Here is a 22,992-nt window from a genome sequence, read left to right on the forward strand (position 1 = left end):
TTGTCTCTCGCCTCTCTCGAGAGCTGCCGGTCCTGCGGGGCCGGCTTTTTTATGCCTCGCCACTTAACATCGGCGGCGTTGCCGGGTAGCCTTTAAACGCATTCAGAATGAATCAGGAGGCATGGTGAGCCCATCGAACGACAGACTGGAATTCCACACCAGGCGAAGTGTCGAAGCGACAACCGTCTGGCTTCATGGACAGGGCGCTGACTCCGAGGACCTGATACCGATCCTCAAGAACCTGACCGGTTCACGGGAACTCGGGCTCCGTTATCTGGCTCCCAATGCCCCCATGCGCCGGCTCAGGGCAAACGGAAATCGCCCCGGTCGTGCCTGGTACGACATGGCTGCCTCCGAGTCCGACGAACCGGACGCCGAAAGCCTGAACGAAAGCCACAACCGCCTTACGGAGCTGCTCGATACCGAGCAACAGGCGATGCCGACCAGCAGGACCCTCATTGGCGGCTTCTCCCAGGGCGGCGCCATGGCGCTGCACACCGGCCTCCAATACCCTCGCCAACTGGCGGGAATCATTGTGCTGTCCGGCGAACTCCTTGATCCGGAAACCCTCTCGGAGCGCATCCATACGGCGAACGCGCAAACCCCTATCCTGATGATCCACGGCGAAGAGGATGAGCTGATCCCTGTCGAGGAGGCCCGGGAAAACCGCGATACGTTGCGCGGCCTCGGATTACAGGTGGACTGGCATGAACTGCCGCTGGCCCACGAGATCAGCATGGATACGGTCGAAATCGTTGACCAGTGGATCCAGGCGCGCCTGAAGGAACAGGGCGTCACCGGCAACCGCGACGACTAATAGCCCGGCATCAGCCAGTCACTGCCTGGCGTGTGCCCCGCTTCCCGTGCTTTCTCATAGCCTTCGGTGAAGCTGGCAACCACCTCGCGCAACGCTTCCTCGGTGCTCGCATAGCGGGGGCTTTCCGGAACCGCCGGCTCCTTCATCCCCGGCGCCTGCAAATAGTAGTTCTGATCCGCCTCCACCCAGTCGGCATTAATCCCAGCGTAAATCCAGATCCGGATATGCGTTGGAATCCCCTCAAGCCGGAAGTCATATTCCGCAACAAGCTTTCTTGCCCCGAGAATCCCGGGTTGAGCAAAGATCCTCTCGACGCCTGCACCATCGCCACTCATTCCAAAAACTCCGTCATTTGTCAGTGATTCCCGCTCAGCTATATTAGTTCAAATAAAAGGAATCAATTCTTGGTTTAAATCAATGATTCCGGGATTGCTCGGTGTCAATCTGACACCAACAGAGAAAACGTTCCTCTCCGGAGTGTATTTTTTATGATGTACCAGCGCCTTTCTCAGTATCTGCTTCCGGGCCTGGTTTTGCTTTTCTTCTCCCTCCAATGTGCCGCGGAAAGCAGCGAGGAGGCAGCTTCCAGGTTCTTTCCCGACGCGGATGAGGTTAAGGCCATGTCGGGGGATCCCCCTGCTACCGGCGTGTACCGGGATGGCGAGCTGACCGGACTGGTCTTTGAAACCGTGGACTACGCGCCAATTCCCGCCTATTCAGGCAAACCCGTCAACATGCGGCTGGGCCTGAACCGCGATGGCGAACTGGTTGGCGGGGAAATCCTTGAACACGAAGAGCCCATTGTTCTTACCGGCATTCCGGAAAAGAAAATTGTCGACTTTCTCGATCAGTACGTCGGCAAGTCCATTCACGACCGCATGCGTGTCGGGCTCTCTTCGCGTAAGCGCGAAGGGTACGACTACGTGGACGCGGTATCCGGCGCAACGGTCACCGTTGTCGTCATGGGCGACACCATTATGCGGTCAGCGCGCCAGGCAGCCGTTGCCCACGGGCTCGCTGAAGCCGACGAAGTGGACCTGCGCGAGCCGGCTACGGTCAAGCCGGACACTTACGAGCAAGCCGACTGGGAAGCACTGCGCGAACAGGGCGCAATCAGCAGGATGACGCTGACGCGCGGAGAGGTGGACGACGCCTTTGAAGGCACCGAAGCCGAAGACGTGGACAACCCGCCCGAAGACGCCCGGGATGAAACCTTCATCAATCTCTATGCCTCCTACCTGAACACCCCGACCACCGGACGTAACCTGCTGGGCGAGGAACACTACAATGACCTGATGGAACGCCTGGATGAAGGCGAGCATGCCATCATGCTGATGGCGGACGGGCGTTACTCGTTCAAGGGAACCGGCTTCGTCCGCGGCGGCATTTTTGACCGGTTCCAGATCAACCAGAAGGACGCTTCAATCCAGTTCCGGGACAGGGACCTTGTTCGGGCGCCAGACTTTGTCCTCGATGACATCCCCGAAATCTCGGAAAAAGACATCTTCATCATCCGCGAGGAAAACCGCTTCGACCCGTCCGAACCCTGGGAGGTGCAACTGCGTGTGCGCCGCCAGTACGGAGCCCTGGATTCCTCCTTTGTGAATTTCTCCCTGGATTACGAACCCGTCAAGGCGTGGTTCGATATCCCGGATCGCAAGAAACTCAGCGATGAAAGTGACCAGCCTCTCTGGGTCTCCGTCTGGGAGGACCGCACTGTCCAGATCGCAATCCTGGGGGCCGGTCTCGGTGTCCTCGTCTTCATACTGCTGTTCCAGGACTGGCTCACCAAGCGCCCACGCCTGCTGCGTCCGCTGCGCATCGGTTTCCTGATCTATACCGTGGTGTTCATCGGCTGGTATGCCCTGGCACAGCTCTCGGTGGTCAACATCTTCACCTTTACGAATGCCGTGTTCACCGACTTCAGCTGGACCACCTTCCTGATGGATCCGATGATGTTCATCATGTGGAGCTTCGTGGCCGCCACGCTGCTGTTCTGGGGCCGCGGCGTCTTCTGTGGCTGGCTATGCCCCTTCGGCGCCATGCAGGAACTCATCAACCTCGCCGCCCGCAAGCTTAAGATTCCGCAGTTCGATGTTCCCTTTGCCGTACACGAGCGGCTCTGGGCTCTGAAGTACCTGATCCTGCTGGTGCTGTTCGGTATTTCGCTGCAGTCTCTCGGCGCCGCGGAACAGTACTCCGAGGTGGAACCCTTCAAGACAGCCGTAACCCTGCACTGGCAGCGCGAGTGGGGCTTTGTCCTGTACGCCGCGCTGCTGCTGGTCATCGGCATTTTCAACCACAAGTTCTACTGCCGCTATGTCTGCCCCCTGGGCGCGGGTCTGGCCATTCCGGCCCGCATCCGGCTCTTCGACTGGCTCAAGCGGCACAAGGAATGCGGATCGCCCTGCCAGATCTGCGCCAACGAATGCGAGATCGGCGCCATCCATCCGGATGGGCGCATCAATCCCAACGAATGCCATTACTGCCTGGACTGCCAGGTCACCTACTGGGACGACCAGAAGTGTCCGCCCATGATCCAGAAGCGCAAGAAGCGCGAGAAAATGGCGCGCACGGATGCAGATGACAGCAAAAAGAACCCAAGAAAAATACCCGCTGTTGATGTAACCGGCTAGGTATTCCGAAAAACCAGAGAGAGGCAAGGGAGACGTCGTCATGACAAGGCGCAATAACGACCAGAACGAGAACAGCAACACCGAGGAAGTCGCGAACCCAGGGAGACGTTCATTCCTGGGGGCAACCGCAACCGTTGGCGCACTCGGAGTGACCGGTGGTACCGGCACGGCGCTGATGATGGGCGGCTCCGGTGATGCCAAAGCCGCTGAAGGCGCCCAGAGCACCCATGTCCCCCTCGGGGAGCTGGATGACTATTACGGCTTCTGGAGCGGCGGCCATTCGGGTGAGGTCCGGGTCTTCGGGGTACCCTCGATGCGCGAAATCATGCGTATCCCCGTGTTCAACTACTGCAGCGCCACCGGCTGGGGGATGACCAACGAATCCAAGCGGATCATGGGCGACAGTAACAAGTACACCAATGGCGATGCCCACCACCCCCACCTGAGCTTTACGGACGGCAGCCACGACGGACGCTACCTCTACATCAACGACAAGGCCCACTCCAGGGTCGCACGTATCCGTCTCGATATCTTCAAGACGGACGCCATGGTCACTATTCCCAACATCCAGGCAGTGCACGGGCTGCGGCTGCAGAAAGCGCCGAAGACGGGCTATGTCTTCGCCAATGGTGAATTCCCTATTCCCCAGCCCAACGACGGCCGGGATATGGAGAACACGGACAAGTACTGGACGCTCTGGACCGCCGTTGACGGCGAGAAAATGGAGGTCGCATGGCAGGTGATGGTTGACGGCAACCTCGATAACATGGATGCCGACTACACCGGCAAATACGCCGCAGCCACCTGCTACAACTCGGAAAAAGCCACCTCGCTGGCCGGAATGCAACGGGCGGAGCGCGACTGGGTTGTGGTCTTCAACATCGAGCGCATTGAGAAAGCCGTTGAAAACGGGGATTACACCACCATCGGGGACTCCGATGTACCGGTTGTCGATGGCCGTAAGGGCTCTGACGTCACCCGCTATGTGCCGATCCCCAAGAACCCGCACGGCTGCAACACCTCGACCGACGGCAAATACTTCATTTGCGCCGGCAAGCTCTCCCCGACGGCAAGCATGGTGGATATCAGCAAGCTTGATGATCTGTTCGCGGACAAGCTCGATGATCCGCGCGACGTGATCGCGGGTGAACCCGAACTGGGGCTGGGGCCGCTTCATACAACCTATGACGGCCGCGGAAACGCCTATACCACGCTCTTCATCGACAGCCAGATCGTCAAGTGGAACATGGAGAAGGCAGTCCGCCACTACAATGGCGAGGATGTTGACTACATCGTGCAGAAACTCGACGTCCACTACCAGCCGGGCCACAACCACGCGACGCTTGCGGAATCCAAGGATGCCGACGGCAAATGGCTGTTCTCACTGAACAAGTTCTCGAAGGATCGATTCCTGCCCGTGGGTCCGCTGCACCCGGAAAACGACCAGATGATCGACATCTCCGGCGAGGAAATGAAGCTGGTCCACGATACGCCCACCTTCGCCGAACCACACGATACCGTGATCGTCACCCGGGATATGATCAACACCAAACAGGTGTGGGAACGTGATGACCCCTTCTTTGCCGAAACCGCCAAGATGGCGAAAGAGGATGGAATCACCCTGGAATCCGACGACAAGGTAATCCGTGATGGTAACAAGGTCCGGGTCTACATGACGTCCGTGGCACCGAATTTCGGCATCACCGAGTTCAAGGTTAAATCCGGGGATGAAGTCACGGTCGTGATTACCAACCTCGATTCCGTAGCGGACGTAACACACGGCTTCTGTATGATCGGCCACGGCGCTGCCATGGAAATCAGCCCCCAGCAGACGTCATCCATCACCTTTACCGCCGGATCGCCGGGCGTGTACTGGTATTACTGCAACTGGTTCTGCCACGCACTGCACATGGAGATGTCGGGTCGCATGCTGGTTGAACCCGCGGACGCCTGAACCGCATTGGCACGGCCGGGCACCTGGGTGCCCGGCTTCCTCTGATTAACGGTGGTGAATTTGACCCCAAAAACCGGTTTACTGGTACTGCTGCTGCATGTCGGCCTGGCACCCATCTGGGCCATTGCGGGCGTACAGCCAGGTGAGCTGGCCGACGCGCTCGAAAATGCGAATGAAGGCGATGTGCTGGAACTTGATCCAGGCTTGTATACCGGCAACTTCCGGATTGATAAACCCCTCACACTGAAGGGCAGCCCCGGCACCATTATTGATGGTGACCGTGAAGGCACCCCACTGACGATTAAGGCCCCCGACGTATCCGTGAGGGGGCTGCTTATCCGCAATGGCGGCAAGAACCTGACCAACCATGATGCGGCCGTTTTTATAGCCAATGCCGCGGAAAACGCCCATGTTCAAGGTAACCGGATCAAAGCCCGGGGCTTCGGTATCTGGATTGACGGGGCAGCTGATGCGCTGGTGGAACGGAACCGGGTCACCGGCGACGACTCGATACGCTCCCAGGATCGGGGTAATGGTATCCACCTTCACAACGTTACCGGCGCGATGATTCGGGACAATACCGTTTGCGAAGCACGGGACGGGATCTACATCAACGTCAGCCACAACAACACACTGGCCTCCAACCGGCTCTGCGACCAGCGTTACGGCATCCATTACATGTACTCCAACAACAATACAATCCGCAGGAACCAAAGCTGGGGCAATCGGACCGGTTACGCGCTGATGCAGTCCAAGCAGCTGAAGGTCATTGAAAACCGGGCGGAGAATGATCAGGGCTACGGATTCCTGCTCAATTACGTCACCCAATCCACGCTTCGCGGCAATGTTGCCCTCAATATCCAGGCATCGACCACCCCGGGTAGTGAGACCGATATCGAAGGCGGGGAGGGCAAGGCACTCTTCATCTACAACTCGCAACAGAACCGCATTCACAATAACCAGTTGGCTCGCACTGCCATCGGCATCCACATGACGGCCGGTTCCGAAGACAACGAGATCCACGAGAATTCGCTGATAAGCAACCGCACACAGGTCAAGTATGTCTCCACTCGCGCCCAGGAGTGGTCGAAGGACGGGCGCGGCAATTACTGGAGTGACTACATGGGCTGGGACATCAACGGCGACGGAATCGGCGACGCGCCCTATGAGCCCAATGACGCCGTGGACCGGATCCTGTGGACCTACCCGACGTCACGCGTGCTCATGAACAGCCCCGCCGTGGAACTGATGCGCTGGGTCCAGTCCGCGTTTCCCATACTCAAGCCCAGGGGCGTCAAGGACAGCCATCCACTCATGCGACCGCCGAAAACGCTGGAAGAGCAATCATGACCAACGCCGTGGATCTTGAGCAGCTGAGTTGCCATTTTGGCAACGTGAAGGCACTGAACCAACTGGACCTTGCCCTGCCCCAGGGTGAAATCCTGGGCCTGCTTGGTCATAACGGGGCCGGAAAATCCACTGCCATGAAGCTGATCCTGGGCATTCTCAGCCCCAGCTCGGGACAGGTCCGGGTCTTTGGGGAGGATCCCAGGGGACCGGATTCCGGGCGGCTGCGGTTCCAGCTCGGGTACCTCCCGGAAAATGTCAGCTTCTACGACAACCTGAGCGGCCGCGAGGTCCTCGCCTATTTCGCCCGGCTGAAACGGGTCTCTCCCGGAGAGGTGGATCGGCTGTTGACCCGGGTCGGCCTGGATCATGCCGCCAGACGCCGCGTGCGCACCTATTCCAAGGGCATGCGCCAGCGCCTGGGGCTGGCCCAGGCACTGCTTGGCGAGCCCCGGCTTCTGCTGCTGGATGAACCCACCGCCGGACTCGATCCTATGGCCACACGGGATGTCTACAGCACCATTGATGAATTGCGTGCCAGGGGAACCGCCGTCATTGTAAGCTCCCATGTTCTTCCCGGCATTGAAAAACACGTGGACCGCGTGGCCATACTCGGGCGTGGGCGTCTTCTGGCCGAAGGCACCATAGAGGCACTGCGCAGCCACGCAGAGCTGCCTCTGACCATTCGCATCCGGCAGAGCGACTGGGCCCAGCGTCCCGGTGCTGATCTTCATCCAGCCATTCAGGACGTCATCACCGAAACCGACAACAGTCTGGCGATCAGGGTCCGGACGGAGGATAAACTCCCTGTGCTCAATAAACTGCTCAGCCTGCCGGGACTTGAGGATGTGACGGTCGAACCGCCGACCCTGGAGAGTCTCTATGCCCATTTCGACACCCAGCTGAACAGTGAGGAAGCCCAGCATGCATGAATCCCTGGTGGTTGCAGGCAAGGAGTTCCGGGATGGCCTGCGTAACCGGTGGGTCCTCGCCATAACCCTGGTCTTCGCCCTACTGGCCATCGCCCTGGCCTGGTTCGGCGCCGCCGTGTCCGGCGAGGTGGGCTTTACACGGGTCTCCACCACCATTGCCAGCCTCGCCAGCCTGGCCGTGTTCCTGATTCCCCTGATCGCCCTGATGCTGGCCTACGACAGCATCGTTGGCGAGGATGAGAACGGCACCCTTCTGCTGCTGATGACCTATCCCCTGAGCCGGACCGGGCTGCTCGCGGGCAAGTTCATGGGACACGCCGCCATCATGGGCCTGTCCACCCTGCTGGGCTTTGGCATTGCGGGGGTGGTGATTGTTGTTTTCGATTCCGAGGCGACCCTTGCTGCCCTGGCCGGCCCCTTTGGCCTCTTCATCGGGAGCGCCATACTGCTGGGCTGGAGCTTTCTGGCACTGTCTTACCTGATCAGCGCCTTTGCGCGGGAAAAAGCCCGGGCGGCCGGCATGGCCCTGTTTGTCTGGTTTTTCTTCGTGCTGGTCTACGACCTTACGCTGCTGGGCATACTGGTGGGTACCGAAGGCAAGGTGAATGAGAATGTCTTCCAGGTCCTGTTGATGATCAACCCAACGGACATCTTCCGGCTGATCAACCTGACCGGCTTTGAACAGGTGGCCGAGGCCAGCGGCATGCTCGCCATCGCCACCAGCGAGAACCATTCAATCATCGGCCTGGTGGCCCTTCTCGGGCTCTGGGTGATCGTGCCACTGGCAGCCGCCGCTGCCGTCTTCCGGCGGCGGCGCACCTGATAGAGAGGAACCGGAATGACAACCCGACGCGAGATCATTGCCTTTATTGGTGCCCTGCCCATCCTTTCCCTGGCCGGGTGTGGGCCGGGGGACGACAGCGCCGCCAGCTGCAAGCCGATCGTGCTGGGCGACGACCGCGAGTGCGCGCTCTGCGGCATGACCATCAGCAACTTCCCCGGCCCCAAGGGCCAGGCCTGCCTCGACAGTGATGAAACAAAGGGGTTCTGCTCCACCAATGACCTCTTCTCCTGGGCCTGGCAGCCGGAATCCAAACCCCGGATCAGCGCGCTTTACGTCCATGACCTGAGCCGGACGGGATGGCAGGACCCGGGGAATGAGGACTGGATGGACGCCAGGGACGCCATTTATGTAATAAACCATGACCAGGAAGGCGCCATGGGCCACTCACCGGCGCCATTCTCCAAACGGGAGGATGCGGAAGCCTTTGCCAGCGATCATGGCGGACAGGTACTGGCCTTCGAGGATCTTGACTGGGACGCCCTCAAGACCCCCTCCTAATCAGGCGCCAGAGTCCGTATACTCGGGGTTCCAGACCGCACAACGGAGAAGGAGCCCCCAATGAGCCAGGACAGCCACAAGCAGGAAGCCGCCAGGGCCGCGCTGGACCATATCCTGCCCGATCTGACATCGCGCAGCATTCTGGGCATCGGTACCGGCAGCACGGTCAACTTCTTCATCGAAGCGCTGGCCAAGGAAAAGGACCAGTTCGAGGGAGCCGTCGCCAGCTCGGAAGCCACGGCCGAACGGCTCAAGCAGCACGGCATCCCGGTCTATGAGCTCAACGCCGTGGAGCCGCCCCGGTTCTATATTGACGGGGCCGACGAGGCGAACAAGCGGCTGGAGCTCATCAAGGGCGGCGGCGGCGCGCTGACCCGGGAGAAAATCCTGGCGGCTGCATCGGAGACCTTCCTGTGCATCGTGGACGAGACCAAGGAAGTGGACATCCTGGGTGCATTCCCGCTGCCGGTGGAAGTCATTCCCATGGCACGCAGCTATGTGGGGCGTGAACTGGTGCGCCTGGGCGGGGACCCGGAATACCGTTCCGGTTTCGTCACGGACAATGGCAACATCATCCTGGATGTCCATCACCTCGATCTCAGTCGCCCGATCAAGGCGGAAGAGGCTATCAACCAGATTACCGGTGTGGTCACCAACGGCCTTTTTGCCCGCCGCCCGGCGGACAAGCTGTTTGTAGCCACCAGCCAGGGAGTTCGGACGGTTAACCGGTAACCGCTGCCTTAGAGCTTCAGCTGCTTGGCAATCAACTCCTTCATAACCTCCGTGGTGCCCCCGCCAATCGCAAGAATACGGGCATCACGGGCAAGGCGCTCAACGCCGGCCTCACGCATGTAGCCCATCCCGCCGTGAATCTGTACCGCCTCGCGGGTGACGGATTCGGCCACCGAGGCCGTGTAGTTCTTGGCCATGGCCACTTCCTTGACCGGCGCCTTGCCCGCGTCCATCAGCGCCGCGCAGTGGTAGGTGTACTGGGTGGCCAGCTCAACCTGGGTGGCCATATCAACAAGCTTGTGGCGAGTCACCTGGAAACCGCTGATTGAACGACCGAACGCCTCCCGCTCGCGGCTGTAGGCCATGGCTTTCTCAAGTGCCAGGCGTGCCGTCATGGCGCCCATGATACAGAGCATCAGCCGCTCCTGGAGGAAGTTGGTCATGATGACCATGAAACCGCCGTTTTCCTGGCCGATGAGGTTCTCCGCCGGCACCCGGACGTCATCAAAGAACAATTCGGCGGTGTCGCTTGCCCACCAGCCGGTCTTCTTCAACATACGCCCGCGCGTAAAGCCGGGCCTGTCCCGCTCAACCAGGAGCATGCTGATGCCGCCGTGGCCGGGTTCGCCGGTCCGCACCGCCACGGTGTAGTAGTCCGCCCTGTGCCCGCTGGTGATGAAGGTCTTGCTCCCGGAGATGCGATACTCATCTCCTTCCTTCACGGCCCGGGTTTTCAGGTTGGCCACATCCGATCCGCCTCCGGGTTCGGTGATGGCCAGAGCCGCCACCGCCTGCCCGGACAGCACCTCGGGAACCACGCGTTCACGCATGGCCTTCGGGCCCCACTTCACAATGGGCGGCAGCGCAATGTCGTGGGAGCCGAGCCCCGCCACGAGACCGCCGGAGGTGCTGCGCATCAACGCTTCGCTCACCGCCACCTTCAGGAAAAGGTCGCCTTCGCCGCTGCCGCCCAGGGCCTCCGGGTACCCCACACCCAGCAGCCCGGCGTCGGCTGCCTTGCTGTAGAGCTCGCGGGGAAACTCGCCAGCCTCCTCCCAATCATCAATATGCGGCAGGATCTCGCGTTCCACGAAGCGCATCGCGGAGGCCCGTGCCTGTTCATGGGTCTCGTTGAAGTACCCTCTGTCTTCACTCATTCACCCTGTCCTTTTCCCTTAAAGCGACCAGATCCAAGTGTGCCGCAGCCATATATACCAAGCAAGCGCTTGGTTTACACGTCGACCCAGTCAATCCGGTCAATTTTTATCTCATCCCCCTTGCGCGTATAATGCGCCACCTGATTAACGAGCTTTCCATCCATCCACAAGGTAAAGGACAGAGTCATGAATTTTGACCAGATCCCCCCCGGCAAGAACCCGCCGGAAGACATTTTTGTTGCCATCGAGATTCCGGCCAACTCCTCACCGGTCAAGTACGAGATCGATAAGGACATGGACGCCGTGCTTGTGGATCGCTTCATGGCAACGCCCATGTTCTACCCGGCCAACTATGGCTTCATCCCGAACACCCTGGCCGACGACGGCGACCCGCTCGACGCCCTTGTCGTCGCCCCCTACCCGGTACAGCCCGGCTCCATCATCCGGTGCCGTCCGGTGGGCGTACTGAACATGGAAGACGAGGCGGGCGAAGACGCGAAGCTGGTCTGTGTTCCCCACGACAAGCTCACCACCGCCTACAAGGATGTAAAGGACGTCGAGGACATCCCGGAGCTGCTCAAGGAGCAGATCAAGCACTTCTTCGAGAACTACAAGACACTCGAGGCCGGCAAGTGGGTCAAGGTGCGCAACTGGGACAATGCCGAAGCGGCCCGCAAGGCTGTGGAGGAATCCGTCAAGGCGGCGAAGTAACGCCCTGTCGGAAAGAGCGCGGGCGCCCGCTACCCGCGCTCCCGTTCCACGGAAGGCTGATCCTGGGGCCGGCACAGGTGAAAGCCCATCACCGCATCCACGGCCATTGACTGGATGACCTCCCATTCATCGGCCACTTCCACGCCGCTGACGAATACCTGCATGCCCTGTTGCTGAATCACCGGCACCATGGATTCCAGGAAGAACCGCGCATCCTCGCGCTGGTGAATATCCCGCACGTATTGCTGCCCGATCCGCACCCCCTGAATCCGTATCCGTGCCAGGTAGTCAAAGCTGATGCCGCCGGTACCGAACTGATCCACCATCAATCGCACCCCGGTCTGCTCCGCATAATCCTCAAGGGTGGCAACCGCATCCGGGAGGGCCTGGACAACGCGCTCGGGGAATGCCAGCCAGAGACGGGTGGTCAGGTTCCCGGCTCTTTCAAGCCTGAGCCCGAGCCAGTGAAGGAACGCCTCATCCGCCAGGGAGGCCTGCCCCAGCGCCACCGAAAACACCTGCTCCGGATGCTGTTCCAGTTTTTCAAGTGTTAGCTCAAGCACCCGTCGATCCAGCGCTGAGGTCAACAGGTAACGCTCAAGAAAGGGAATGAACTGGGCCGCACTCATCCATTGACCCTTGATGGCGAGGCGCGCGAGCACCTGCTCCATTACCGGGTGCCCCAGCGGGGAGTAACAGGGCTGCCAGACCAGCGTCAGCCCATCGCCCGCCAGAGCCGCATCCAGTGTGGTACGCCAGTCCGTGGTATCCGAAGGAGACACTGGGAGAGCATGCCCCCACACAACAACGGGTTGATCGCCGCTCTCCGCCTGCTGTAAACCGCTATCCGCACGGGCCAGGATCTCGCCAGGCTGAAGCGCCGGATCCGCGACCGTGGCGCCAACCTGGACCACGCCCACACCAGGGGCCGCATGGGCGCTGTAACGTTCCGACATTTCATGGACGAGCTCAAGCAACCACTGGTCCCCATCGGCGATTCCGGCGTGAGGCAGAAACAGGGCTATCTCGGCACCCTGGCCCCGGCCACTGATCACTCCCGGATGTCGGACTTCGAAGTATCGGATAATGTCGCCACAGTCGCTCAGCAACCGATTTCCGGCAGGACGCCCTTTATTCCGATTGAATGCGGAAAAGTCCTGCAGCCGGAAAATGGCAAGCACCCCTCCAGCTGAATCCTCCCTGGAATACAACAGGGTGTTGAGCTGCTGCTCAAAGGTCTGGCGGTTATTGAGACCAGTGACCGGGTCCTGGCTTACCTGCCGTTGCAGCTCATCTATAACCCGTACCTGGCGTCTGAAGGTCTGGCTCAGCTGTTCCGCCATCCGGTTCATGGCGCGCACGACCGGTGCCAGCTCCCGCACCTCCGGCTCGGGTGTGCGAACGCTGAAATCCCCTGCCTCAAGGGACAACGCCTGTCCCTCCAGGCGGCCCAGGGGTTTCAGGAGTCGTCTGGTGCCGCGCCATAGTACCCAGAGCGATAGGAGCAGTATCACCCCCACCCAGACAAGATCCGTCAGAAAACTCTGCCACAGATTGGTGAGCGCCGGCCCGGGATCCCCTCTGACAATCACCTCCCCACTGGGCTCCCAACCAGCCACAACAGCAGCACGTCCCTGAGGCGCCGGCAACGCCGCCCAGGACCTGAACCATTGGGGAACGCCCTGGTCCGCGGATTCCCGGCCCCGCTTGTGGCGGGTTTGCCCGTTCGGGCCCTGCAACTTAATGGAGCGGTAGGCGCCACTGTCGAACATCGCATCAATGATGCGCCGGGCTTCGCCGTCCGTCTCGACGGTGGACAGCGAAACACCCAGGGCTACAGCCGCATCGCGGGTCTGTACCTGAAGCTGGTATGCCAGGTATTGGGTAAAGCGGCTTGCGCTCAGGTAGGTGCCGGCCACCAGAACAGAGACCATCAGTGCCGTTACAAACACCATCAGCAGCCAACGAAGGCTGTAACCGGGGGCACCGTGACCCTGATTCATAAGGTTATCTCCCCGCCCTGAAAGGGTGCACCAGATTGACACAAATCTTTTTCAAACAGCTATAGTGAATAGCCAGAATGTGACGCAGAACAACATCACTAAAAGGTCAACGTTCATGACCGACAGGAGTCAGCAGGAAAAACTCCGCCAGCATTTCGCCCATCGGGTCACGACCCAGGCCCGGCTGATCCTTGAAACCTGGCAGAAATACCTGGATCAGGGGGAGCCGGCTCACGGCCTTCGCGAGGATCTGCTGGCCGCTAACGAAAAGCTCCTCAAATACGCGCGGCGCTTTGAGATGCAGGATCATGAAACGGCTGCCCGCGCCCTGTCGGCTGCGCTCGACACCTGGGGCGAACAGGCGCCCATTGATACGCATATCCGGGATGCGGTTCAGGCAGCGATGGATCAGCTCCGCCACTGCACCCTTCGCCAGTCGGACGAGAACGAGGAGACTCCGCCCGCGACCTTCCTGAGACCCCCGATCTACCTGGCTTTCAATGATACCGAATACGCCCAGCGCATTGTCAGGCTGATGGAATTCTTCGGGTTCCGCACCACCGCTTTCGCCAGCCCCGGGGATCTTGAGAACGAGTGCGCGCGGCATAAGCCGGAGACCATCGTTATCGACGTGGATTTCGGGGGCGATGCTGAGGGCGTTACCGGCATCGAGACCGTGGAACGCATCCAGAAGAACCACGAGACCCCCGTTCCCATCCTCTACATGAGCGAGACGGATGGCTCCATCGCAACCCGCCTCAGGGCAGTGCGTTCCGGCGGTGAAGAATTCTTCTTCCGGGGACTGGACCCGGGGCAGCTGATCGAGAAGATTGAAACCTATTCCTACGCCAATCCCATTGAGCCCTACAGGGTCCTTGTCATTGATGATTCCCGGGCCCAGGCCAAATTCATGGAGAACGTGCTCAAGAAGGCCGGCATGCATTCACGGGTTCTCACCGATCCCATGGAGGTGGTGGAGGCTCTGGAGGATTTCTCTCCGGAAATCATAATCCTGGACATGTACATGCCAAGCTGCAACGGCACCGAGATCGCCAAGGTCATCCGCCAGCAGGATCATTTCCACGGCGCGCCCATCATCTATCTCTCGGCGGAAGACGATACCTCAAAGCAACTGCATGCCATGAGCCTGGGCGGTGATGACTTCCTGACCAAGCCGATCGACCCCAAGCACCTGGTGGCAACCCTCCACAACCGGGGACGCCGCGCGCGCTCACTGCTGGCATTAATGGTCCGTGACAACCTGACCGGTCTCTACAATCACACCCATACCCTGCACCTGCTGGATACCGAGATCAGCAGGGCGAAACAGAATGGGAGCGCTCTGTCCTACGCGATGCTCGATCTGGATTGCTTCAAGAAGATCAATGACACCTACGGCCACTCCATTGGCGACCGGGTCCTGCGCAGCCTATCCCTGCACCTCAAGCAGCGGCTGCGCAAGAGCGACCACGTGGGCCGTTATGGGGGCGAAGAATTCGCCATCATACTTCCGGATACGGGGCTGGAAGGGGCCAGGACGGTGATGGACGAAATCCGCGAAAAATTCAGCGAACTGCGCCAGCCCGCCGCGGGCACCGATTTCACGGTTACCTTCTCCTGCGGCCTGGCAGAGTGGCAGGGCGAATCGGCCAAGGAACTCTGCGAGAGGGCCGACAATAGTCTCTGCAGCGCCAAGGAAGGCGGGCGCAACCAGGTCATGACAGCCCAATGAAATTTTCCGGAGCCGGCTCTTGATCTTCAGCTAACATGCGTTCACACTTTCGTGAACGTGCTCTGATCTATACTCGAAAAAACCGAAATCGTCACAAAAACAAAGAATCCTGAACGGACTATGGCCACGTTACTCGTCCTCCACGGACCCAACCTGAACCGACTCGGGAGCCGCGAACCCGGCACCTACGGCAACGCAACCCTGGCGGATATCAACCAGCGGTTGCATGAACAGGCAACCCAGGCGGGCCATCATCTGCTCAGTCTTCAGAGCAACGCGGAATACGAACTGATTGAACGGATTCACGAGGCGCGCGACGAAGGTATTGATTTCCTGATTTTCAATCCGGCCGCCTTCACCCATACCAGCATCGCCCTGAGGGACGCTCTGCTGGCCGCCGCCATTCCGTTTATTGAAATCCACCTGTCGAACGTGCATGCCCGTGAACCCTTCCGCCAGCACTCGTATTTCTCGGATATTGCCGAGGGCGTGATCAGCGGACTGGGTGCCCAGGGGTATGAGCTGGCCCTCGCGGCCGCGCTTCACAAACTGGCGTGATTGAGAGCCCATTTATGGACATTCGCAAGGTCAAGAAATTAATCGAACTCATCGAGGAATCAGACGTCGAAGAGCTGGAAATCAAGGAAGGCGACGATTCAGTCAGAATCAGCCGCCGCAGGGCCGAAGCTGCCCCCCTGGCTCCAGCTCCCGCCCCGATGCCACAGCCCCAGCAGCGCCCGCAGGCGGAGAGCAGTGGCGGGGAATCCAGTGACAGCGGAGAAAAGACGGAACCGGACGAGCCGGACGGGCACCTGGTTCGCTCCCCGATGGTAGGCACCTTCTATCGGGCGCCTGCTCCCACTTCGGCCTCTTTCGTGGAAACCGGCCAGAAAGTGCGGGCGGGCGATCCGTTGTGCATTATCGAAGCCATGAAAATGATGAACCAGATCGAGGCCGATATCAGCGGAACGGTCTCCCAGATACTGGTCACAGACGGCGAACCGGTTGAATACGACCAGCCCATGTTCGTCATCACCTGACAGCGAAGCGCCGCACCATGATCAATAAAGTACTGATTGCGAACCGGGGCGAAATCGCCCTGCGCATACTGCGAGCCTGCAAGGAACTCGACATCCGCACCGTGGCCGTGCACTCCGCGGTCGACCGCGACCTGATGCACGTACGCCTGGCCGACGAGTCCGTCTGTATAGGGCCCAACACCGCCACGGACAGCTACCTCAACATCCCGGCCATCATCAGCGCGGCCGAGGTTACCGACGCCGATGCCATTCACCCGGGGTACGGTTTCCTCGCGGAAAACGCCGACTTCGCCGAACAGGTGGAGAAAAGCGGGTTCCGGTATATCGGTCCCTCGGCGGAGACCATCCGCCTGATGGGCAACAAGGTCTCCGCGATCCGCTCCATGATCCGCGCTGGCGTGCCCACGGTGCCCGGCTCCAACGGCCCTCTCACCGAGGACGAGGAGCGCACCAAGGCCGTGGCCCGGGAGATCGGCTACCCCGTGCTCATCAAGGCCGCCTCCGGTGGCGGTGGCCGTGGCATGCAGGTGGTGCACTCCGAACACGCCCTGCTCAAGGGGGTGCACGTCACCCAACGCGAGGCGCAGGGAGCTTTCGGGGACGAAACCGTCTACCTGGAAAAATACCTCGACCGGCCCCGGCATGTGGAGGTTCAGGTCCTGGCGGATGCCCACGGCAACGTCATCCACCTGGGGGACCGGGACTGCTCGCTGCAGCGCCGGCACCAGAAAGTGATGGAAGAGGCGCCGGCACCCAACATCAACCCGGAATCCCGGGAACGCACGCTCCAGGCCTGCCTCGCAGCCTGTCGGGAGATCGGCTATGTGGGCGCCGGAACCTTTGAGTTCCTGTACCAGGACGGCGAGTTCTTCTTCATCGAGATGAACACCCGGGTCCAGGTGGAGCACCCGGTATCGGAGATGGTCACGGGTGTCGACATTGTGGCGGAACAGATCCGCATCGCCTCCGGCGAGCAGCTGCGCTACACCCAGGACGATATCGAGATCCGGGGTCATTCCCTGGAATGCCGGATCAACGCCGAGGATCCCAAGACGTTCGCGCCCAGCCCCGGCCGGGTCGAACGTTTCCACCCGCCGGGTGGACTCGGGATACGCGTGGACTCGCACCTGTACTCCGGCTACAGCATCCCGCCCTACTATGATTCACTGGTGGGCAAGCTGATCACCTTCGGTGAGAGCCGCGATACCTGCCTGGCCCGCATGCACAACGCGCTGGATGAGCTGATCGTGATCGGCATCAAGACCAATTCGGCGCTGCACCAGCGCCTGATACGGGATGAGGCGTTCAGGAAGGCGGATATCACCATCCACTATCTTGAACACCTGATTCGACGGGACTGAGGCGATGCCCTGGGTACAGCTTCACATCCAATCCGACCGTGAGCACGCCGAGCTGCTTGAGGAGCTTCTCCTTGAAGCCGGCGCCGAGGCGGTCAGCATGGAAGACAGCGAGGATACGCCGCTGTACGAACCCGAACGCGGCACCACGCCGCTCTGGGACAGCACCCGCGTCACCGGCCTCTTCCAGGGTGAAGCGGACCTGGAAAGCGTGCGCAGCCAGGTAAGCGAGGCCTGGCACGCCGCCACCCAGACGCATCTTGAGTCTATTGAGACGGAACTGCTGGAGGATCGGGAGTGGGAACGTGCCTGGATGGACGATTTCCGGCCCGAACGCTTCGGCGACCGCCTCTGGATCTGTCCGAGCTGGCAGGAACCGCCCGACCCCGAAGCGGTAAACCTGGTCCTGGACCCCGGCCTGGCATTCGGTTCCGGCACCCACCCGACCACGCGACTGTGCCTGGAGTGGCTTGACCAGGCCGACGTCAGGGGACTGGACCTCATTGATTACGGCTGTGGCTCCGGAATCCTGGGGCTGGCGGCACTTAAACTCGGCGCCCGCCATATGGTCGGAGTGGACAATGACCCGCAGGCGCTGGATGCCAGCCGTGACAACGCTCAGCGCAATGGGATCAGCGACGAGGCCCTCGACCTGTACCTGCCGGAGGAGCAGCCGTCACAGGACTGCAGTCTGATGCTTGCCAATATACTGGCCCAGCCCTTACTCTCTCTGGCACCGACACTGGCCGCGCAGGTCCGCCCCGGCGGCAGAATTGTTCTTTCGGGCATTCTTTCGACCCAGGCCAATTCGATCAGTGACCGCTATGCCCGCTGGTTCAGCATGGAGTCGCCAACGGAGCAGGAAGGCTGGGTCTGCATCACCGGCACACGCTACACGGATTAGGGTGGAGAAGGCGGCAACATGAGCAGCACACCAGATACCCTCACACGCTGCCCTCACTGCGAGACACGATTCCGGGTCACGAAGAAGCAGCTTGCCGCGGCCAGCGGCAAAGTCCGCTGTGGCCACTGCCTGCGCGTATTCAATGCCATAGAGCATGCCCAGCCGGAAGAACCCGAGACCCAGGAACCCGAGCCTCAGGAACCCGCGCCTCAGCAATCCGAGACACAGAAACCCGCCCCCCAGGAGCCTGAGGCTCCGGAAACTGAAACGCCGGAAAACGATGAGGACCTGGTCTTTGACGACAACCCGGAGGAGGATGCCGCCGAAGGCCGGTATGCGGGCCGTAAGCCCCAGTCGGATGAGGACGATTTCAGCGAGGCCCTCCTCGACATGGAGCGGGGTGAAACCCCGGATTTCTATGATGCACCCGCCGAGGACGAGGAAGTACTCAAAGAGGATGATGACGACAGCTGGGCAGAATCCCTCCTGCAGGAGGAGGAGCACGAAATGCCCGATCCGAGTCCGCTCGAGAATGAACGTGCTTCCCTGTCGCAGCAGCCCAAACCCGATCGCATGGTACGGCAACAACCTGAACCATCGACGACGGAAAGCGAGCCCAGCCCCGAACCAACCCCGGAAAACACAGCGTCAAAGGAGCCCGTCTGGGCCAACCTGAACTCCAGTCCCGTTGCCCCGCCTCGGGTTGACCGAAGCCCGGAGAGACGACGCTGGTTCTGGGGGCTGACCGCACTGATCGCCGCGGGCCTTCTGGTTTATCAGCTGGGCTGGCAACACTTTGAGCGCCTGGCCCTGTACGAGCCATTGCGCCCCTGGGTTGCCAGTGCCTGCAACCTGGCCGGCTGCGAGCTTCCCCCACTGCGCGCGGCGGACAAAATCAAGAGCCGTGAGCTGGTGGTGCGCAGCCATCCGGATCAGGACAACGCCCTGCTGCTCGAGGTCACCATACTCAACCAGGCCGGGTTCGATCAGCCCTACCCGGCCATTGCCCTGAGCTTCTCCAACCTCAACAATGATATCGTCGCCCAGCGTGTCTTCCAGCCGGAGGATTACCTCGGCGATTCGGCACTTGCAGCGCAATCCCTGCCCGCCAACCAGGGTCGCCGCATCCGGCTTGCCCTGCGCGACCCGGGCAAGGATGCCATCAACTACCGCATCGATTTCCTTCCCTCGCAGTAACAGATGGAACAGACCGGGCTGATAAGTCAACCGATCTGAGCGAAAAATAATCAATTTTTCCCCTTGGCGCCCCCTTTAACGCCATCCGAGCCCGGAGTATCATTGTTTCCCCCTAGCTGGTTGAACTTTGACCAGTCCAGCCGAATCGGCGTGTTACGCCAGCGGTTTCTGCAGGATATGGATCGCCAGGAGAATGCTGTGGTCGCCATTGGCCCCCATACGCTACCCAACAATCTGGTTCTGGCCCCCATGGCGGGCGTTACGGATCGACCTTTCCGGCTGCTATGCCGGGCAATGGGGGCCGGACTGGCCGTCTCCGAAATGGTGACCTCCGACGCCAGTCTCTGGAATACCCGCAAATCCCGCCTGCGCATGGACCACACCGGCGAGCCCGAACCCATTGCGGTGCAGATTGCCGGCGGAGACGCGCCCATGCTGGCGGAAGCCGCCCGCCTCAATGAGGCCCATGGCGCCCGGATCATCGACATCAACATGGGCTGCCCGGCCAAGAAGGTCTGCAACAAGGCCGCCGGTTCCGCGCTGATGCGCGATGAAGCCCTGGTGCGCGAGATACTGAACGCCGTTACCGCCGCCGTGGACGTGCCCGTCACCCTCAAGATGCGCACGGGCTGGGACCGGGAGAACCGCAATGCCGTCGCAATTGCACGCATGGCCGAGGACGCTGGCATCCAGGCGCTGTCCGTCCACGGGCGCACGCGGGCGGATGCCTACAAGGGCGAGGCGGAATACGACACCATAGCCCGGGTCAAGGACGCGGTTGATATACCGGTCCTTGCCAACGGCGATGTGAACTCGCCGCGAAAGGCGCGCCAGGTGCTTGCTGAAACAGGCGCCGACGGCCTGCTGATCGGGCGCGCCGCCCAGGGCCGCCCCTGGCTTTTCAGGCAGATCAACCACTATCTGGCGACCGGGGACGAGCTTCCCGACCCAACGCTCGACGAAGTGCGTGACATTCTCCTGGGCCATGTTCAGGCCCTTCACGCGTTCTACGGGCACTACATGGGCGTACGCATTGCGCGCAAGCACGTGGGCTGGTATCTAGAGGAACAGGATCCAACCCGTCTGTTCCGGAAACAGTTCAACCGGGTCGAGGAGGCCGCAACCCAGCTGGGCTTTCTCAAAGACTACTTTCAAGGCATTCAGACAGAAGAGGTACGTGTCGCATGAACACTGAATTCATGGCCGAGGACCAGCAGGCCCGGCAAACGGATGAGCCCCTGACGACGGCAACAGGTAACGGCCAGACGGTTACGTTGCGCGACAGCGTTGAGCACGCCCTGGAGAACTACTTCTCCCAGCTCGACGGCGCACCGGTCACGGATGTCTACCAGCTGGTGCTGTCCGAGGTGGAAGCCCCCCTGCTGGAGAAGGTCATGGAATACACCAGTGACAACCAGACCCGTGCCTCCGCCATGCTTGGCCTCAACCGGGGAACACTGCGCAAGAAGCTCAAACAGTACGGCCTCCTATAAGGCACTGCGACCAACTACGTTTTCACCCGGAACCACGACAGGAACATCATGGCACAACAGGACTCACAGACCCCCATCCGCCGCGCGCTCATCAGCGTGTCGGACAAGACCGGCATCGTTGAATTCGCCCAGGCCCTCGAGAAGCAGGGCGTGGAGATCCTCTCCACCGGCGGCACCTTCCGTCTTCTCAACAGCAACGACATCAAGGTCACCGAAGTCTCCGACCATACAGGCTTCCCGGAAATCATGGCCGGCCGGGTGAAGACCCTGCACCCGCTGATCCACGGCGGCATCCTCGGGCGCCGCGGCACCGACGATGACGTGATGGCCGAGCAGGGTATCGCGCCCATCGACATGGTGGTGGTCAACCTCTACCCCTTCGAGGAAACCGTTGCCGACCCGGAATGTGACCTCGCCACCGCCATCGAAAACATCGACATTGGTGGGCCCGGCATGCTCAGGGCCGCCGCCAAGAACCACAATGACGTGACCGTGGTCGTGAATGCCGACGATTACCAGCGCGTGCTCGATGAAATGGCCAAAAACGACGGCGGCCTGCGCCAGGACACCCGCTTCGACCTGGCCACCCGGGCCTTCGAGCATACCGCCGCCTATGACGCCGCCATTGCCAACTACCTGGGCAGCCGCGTTGAGAACCGCCACGAACCCGCCCGCTTCCCGCGCACCTTCAACGGCCAGTTCGAGAAGCTCCAGGACATGCGCTACGGGGAAAACCCTCACCAGCAGGCCGCTTTCTACCGCGAACGAGGGGCCGCCGAAGCCTCTGTTTCCACCGCCCGGCAGCTCCAGGGCAAGGAACTGTCCTACAACAATGTGGCGGATACCGATGCGGCACTCGAATGCGTCAAGCCCTTCGCGGACCCGGCCTGCGTCATCGTCAAGCACGCCAACCCATGTGGCGTGGCCATCGGCGCCGACCTGAAACAGGCCTACGACCTGGCCTTCGCCACGGATCCCACCTCCGCGTTCGGCGGCATCATCGCCTTCAACCGCCCGCTGGATGCCGAGACGGCTTCCGCCATTGTTGAGCGCCAGTTCGTGGAAGTCATCATCGCCCCGGAAATCACCCCGGAAGCCGCCGAGGCCGTTTCCGGCAAGAAGAATGTACGGCTGCTTGCCTGTGGTGCCTTTGACAGTGGGCGGACTCCGGGTTCCGATTTCAAACGAGTCACCGGCGGCCTGCTGGTACAGGACCGGGACCTCGGCATGGTCGACGCCAACAGTCTGCAGATGGTCACCGAACGCTCCCCTTCCCAGGACGAACTGGAAGACCTGCTCTTTGCCTGGGAAGTGGCCAAGTACGTGAAATCCAACGCCATCGTCTATGCCCGCCATGGCCGCACCATCGGCATTGGCGCGGGCCAGATGAGCCGGATCTACAGCGCCCGCATCGCCGGCATCAAGGCGGCGGACGAGGACCTGGAAGTGAAGGGCTCCGTGATGGCCTCCGACGCCTTCTTCCCCTTCCGCGACGGCATCGACCAGGCCGCCGAGGCGGGCATCAAAGCTGTTATCCAGCCAGGTGGTTCCATGCGGGACCAGGAAGTCATCGACGCGGCCAATGAGCATGGCATCGCCATGGTCTTCACTGGTATGCGCCACTTCCGCCATTGAGG

Annotated in this window: 21 protein-coding genes; 18 read left to right on the forward strand and 3 right to left on the reverse strand. The window is 60.9% G+C overall.

Translation table 11 applies throughout. The annotated features are described in order from the left end of the window. Nucleotides 1–124: 124 nt before the first annotated feature. On the forward strand, nucleotides 125–817 hold the full coding sequence (locus DES49_RS09570) for an alpha/beta hydrolase (protein WP_243865004.1): 693 nt from the start codon (nucleotides 125–127) through the stop codon (nucleotides 815–817). Here DES49_RS09570 and DES49_RS09575 read toward each other — a convergent pair. Next, nucleotides 814–1,152 (reverse strand): hypothetical protein, encoded by a 339-nt coding sequence (locus tag DES49_RS09575; RefSeq protein ID WP_133736197.1) that lies wholly within the window; start codon nucleotides 1,150–1,152, stop codon nucleotides 814–816. The two genes, DES49_RS09570 and DES49_RS09575, sit on opposite strands and share 4 nt — an antisense overlap. A 153-nt stretch (nucleotides 1,153–1,305) precedes the next feature. Here DES49_RS09575 and nosR point away from each other — a divergent pair, with 153 nt between their 5' ends. Genes nosR through rpiA form a run of 7 tightly spaced genes read left to right on the forward strand, consistent with a single transcriptional unit; the run spans nucleotide 1,306 to nucleotide 9,760 of the window. After that, nucleotides 1,306–3,453, forward strand: coding sequence for a transcriptional regulator NosR (gene nosR / locus DES49_RS09580; RefSeq protein ID WP_133736198.1), 2,148 nt, complete (start codon nucleotides 1,306–1,308; stop codon nucleotides 3,451–3,453). 40 nt (nucleotides 3,454–3,493) lie between these two features. Then, nucleotides 3,494–5,407, forward strand: a complete 1,914-nt coding sequence (nosZ, locus tag DES49_RS09585; RefSeq protein ID WP_133736199.1) for a TAT-dependent nitrous-oxide reductase — start codon at nucleotides 3,494–3,496, stop codon at nucleotides 5,405–5,407. 60 nt (nucleotides 5,408–5,467) lie between these two features. Further along, nucleotides 5,468–6,757 carry a nitrous oxide reductase family maturation protein NosD gene (locus DES49_RS09590; protein ID WP_424955229.1) on the forward strand — a complete coding sequence of 430 codons (1,290 nt, stop codon included), beginning with the start codon at nucleotides 5,468–5,470 and terminating at the stop codon, nucleotides 6,755–6,757. Further along, on the forward strand, nucleotides 6,754–7,686 hold the full coding sequence (locus tag DES49_RS09595; RefSeq protein ID WP_133736201.1) for an ABC transporter ATP-binding protein: 933 nt from the start codon (nucleotides 6,754–6,756) through the stop codon (nucleotides 7,684–7,686). Before DES49_RS09590 ends, DES49_RS09595 begins: the two co-directional genes overlap by 4 nt. Further along, a complete protein-coding gene (locus DES49_RS09600; RefSeq protein ID WP_133736202.1) occupies nucleotides 7,679–8,509 on the forward strand; it encodes an ABC transporter permease in 831 nt (276 codons plus the stop codon). The genes DES49_RS09595 and DES49_RS09600 overlap by 8 nt, the downstream gene beginning before the upstream one ends. Before the next feature lie 15 nt (nucleotides 8,510–8,524). Next, nucleotides 8,525–9,028, forward strand: coding sequence for a nitrous oxide reductase accessory protein NosL (locus DES49_RS09605; protein ID WP_133736203.1), 504 nt, complete (start codon nucleotides 8,525–8,527; stop codon nucleotides 9,026–9,028). 60 nt (nucleotides 9,029–9,088) lie between these two features. Beyond that, nucleotides 9,089–9,760, forward strand: coding sequence for a ribose-5-phosphate isomerase RpiA (rpiA, locus tag DES49_RS09610; RefSeq protein ID WP_133736204.1), 672 nt, complete (start codon nucleotides 9,089–9,091; stop codon nucleotides 9,758–9,760). 8 nt (nucleotides 9,761–9,768) lie between these two features. Here rpiA and DES49_RS09615 read toward each other — a convergent pair whose 3' ends face one another. Then, on the reverse strand, nucleotides 9,769–10,917 hold the full coding sequence (locus DES49_RS09615) for an acyl-CoA dehydrogenase family protein (protein ID WP_133736205.1): 1,149 nt from the start codon (nucleotides 10,915–10,917) through the stop codon (nucleotides 9,769–9,771). A 186-nt stretch (nucleotides 10,918–11,103) separates the two neighbouring features. On the opposite strand from DES49_RS09615, the gene ppa reads away from it, so the two are divergent. Then, nucleotides 11,104–11,628: an inorganic diphosphatase gene (ppa, locus tag DES49_RS09620; RefSeq protein WP_133736206.1), complete on the forward strand. Its 525-nt coding sequence runs from the start codon at nucleotides 11,104–11,106 to the stop codon at nucleotides 11,626–11,628. A gap of 29 nt (nucleotides 11,629–11,657) precedes the next feature. Here the strand turns inward: ppa and DES49_RS09625 are convergent, their stop codons facing one another. Further along, entirely contained in the window at nucleotides 11,658–13,631 is a 1,974-nt protein-coding gene (locus tag DES49_RS09625) for an EAL domain-containing protein (protein WP_133736207.1), read from the reverse strand. Nucleotides 13,632–13,746: 115 nt separating this feature from the next. Here DES49_RS09625 and DES49_RS09630 point away from each other — a divergent pair, with 115 nt between their 5' ends. The 9 genes from DES49_RS09630 to purH all read left to right on the forward strand — a co-directional run bounded on the left by DES49_RS09630 (nucleotide 13,747) and on the right by purH (nucleotide 22,990). Continuing rightward, nucleotides 13,747–15,363, forward strand: a complete 1,617-nt coding sequence (locus DES49_RS09630; RefSeq protein ID WP_133736208.1) for a diguanylate cyclase — start codon at nucleotides 13,747–13,749, stop codon at nucleotides 15,361–15,363. Nucleotides 15,364–15,483: 120 nt separating this feature from the next. Next, nucleotides 15,484–15,921 carry a type II 3-dehydroquinate dehydratase gene (gene aroQ / locus DES49_RS09635; protein WP_133736209.1) on the forward strand — a complete coding sequence of 146 codons (438 nt, stop codon included), beginning with the start codon at nucleotides 15,484–15,486 and terminating at the stop codon, nucleotides 15,919–15,921. 14 nt (nucleotides 15,922–15,935) lie between these two features. Beyond that, the gene (gene accB, locus DES49_RS09640; protein ID WP_133736210.1) at nucleotides 15,936–16,403 is read left to right on the forward strand and encodes an acetyl-CoA carboxylase biotin carboxyl carrier protein; all 468 of its coding nucleotides are present in this window, start codon (nucleotides 15,936–15,938) and stop codon (nucleotides 16,401–16,403) included. A 17-nt stretch (nucleotides 16,404–16,420) separates the two neighbouring features. Further along, the gene (accC, locus tag DES49_RS09645; RefSeq protein WP_133736211.1) at nucleotides 16,421–17,764 is read left to right on the forward strand and encodes an acetyl-CoA carboxylase biotin carboxylase subunit; all 1,344 of its coding nucleotides are present in this window, start codon (nucleotides 16,421–16,423) and stop codon (nucleotides 17,762–17,764) included. Nucleotides 17,765–17,768: 4 nt separating this feature from the next. Further along, nucleotides 17,769–18,665, forward strand: a complete 897-nt coding sequence (gene prmA, locus DES49_RS09650) for a 50S ribosomal protein L11 methyltransferase (RefSeq protein WP_133736212.1) — start codon at nucleotides 17,769–17,771, stop codon at nucleotides 18,663–18,665. An 18-nt stretch (nucleotides 18,666–18,683) separates the two neighbouring features. After that, a complete protein-coding gene (locus DES49_RS09655; protein ID WP_133736213.1) occupies nucleotides 18,684–19,862 on the forward strand; it encodes a DUF3426 domain-containing protein in 1,179 nt (392 codons plus the stop codon). Nucleotides 19,863–20,039: 177 nt separating this feature from the next. Continuing rightward, the gene (gene dusB, locus DES49_RS09660; RefSeq protein ID WP_133736424.1) at nucleotides 20,040–21,050 is read left to right on the forward strand and encodes a tRNA dihydrouridine synthase DusB; all 1,011 of its coding nucleotides are present in this window, start codon (nucleotides 20,040–20,042) and stop codon (nucleotides 21,048–21,050) included. Between the two features lie 11 nt (nucleotides 21,051–21,061). Next, nucleotides 21,062–21,355, forward strand: a complete 294-nt coding sequence (gene fis, locus DES49_RS09665; protein ID WP_243865020.1) for a DNA-binding transcriptional regulator Fis — start codon at nucleotides 21,062–21,064, stop codon at nucleotides 21,353–21,355. Nucleotides 21,356–21,403: 48 nt separating this feature from the next. Then, nucleotides 21,404–22,990 (forward strand): bifunctional phosphoribosylaminoimidazolecarboxamide formyltransferase/IMP cyclohydrolase, encoded by a 1,587-nt coding sequence (purH, locus tag DES49_RS09670; protein WP_133736215.1) that lies wholly within the window; start codon nucleotides 21,404–21,406, stop codon nucleotides 22,988–22,990. Nucleotides 22,991–22,992: the final 2 nt, after the last annotated feature.

Source organism: Halospina denitrificans, from assembly GCF_004364635.1.
Taxonomy (GTDB): Bacteria; Pseudomonadota; Gammaproteobacteria; order Pseudomonadales; family Oleiphilaceae; genus Halospina; species Halospina denitrificans.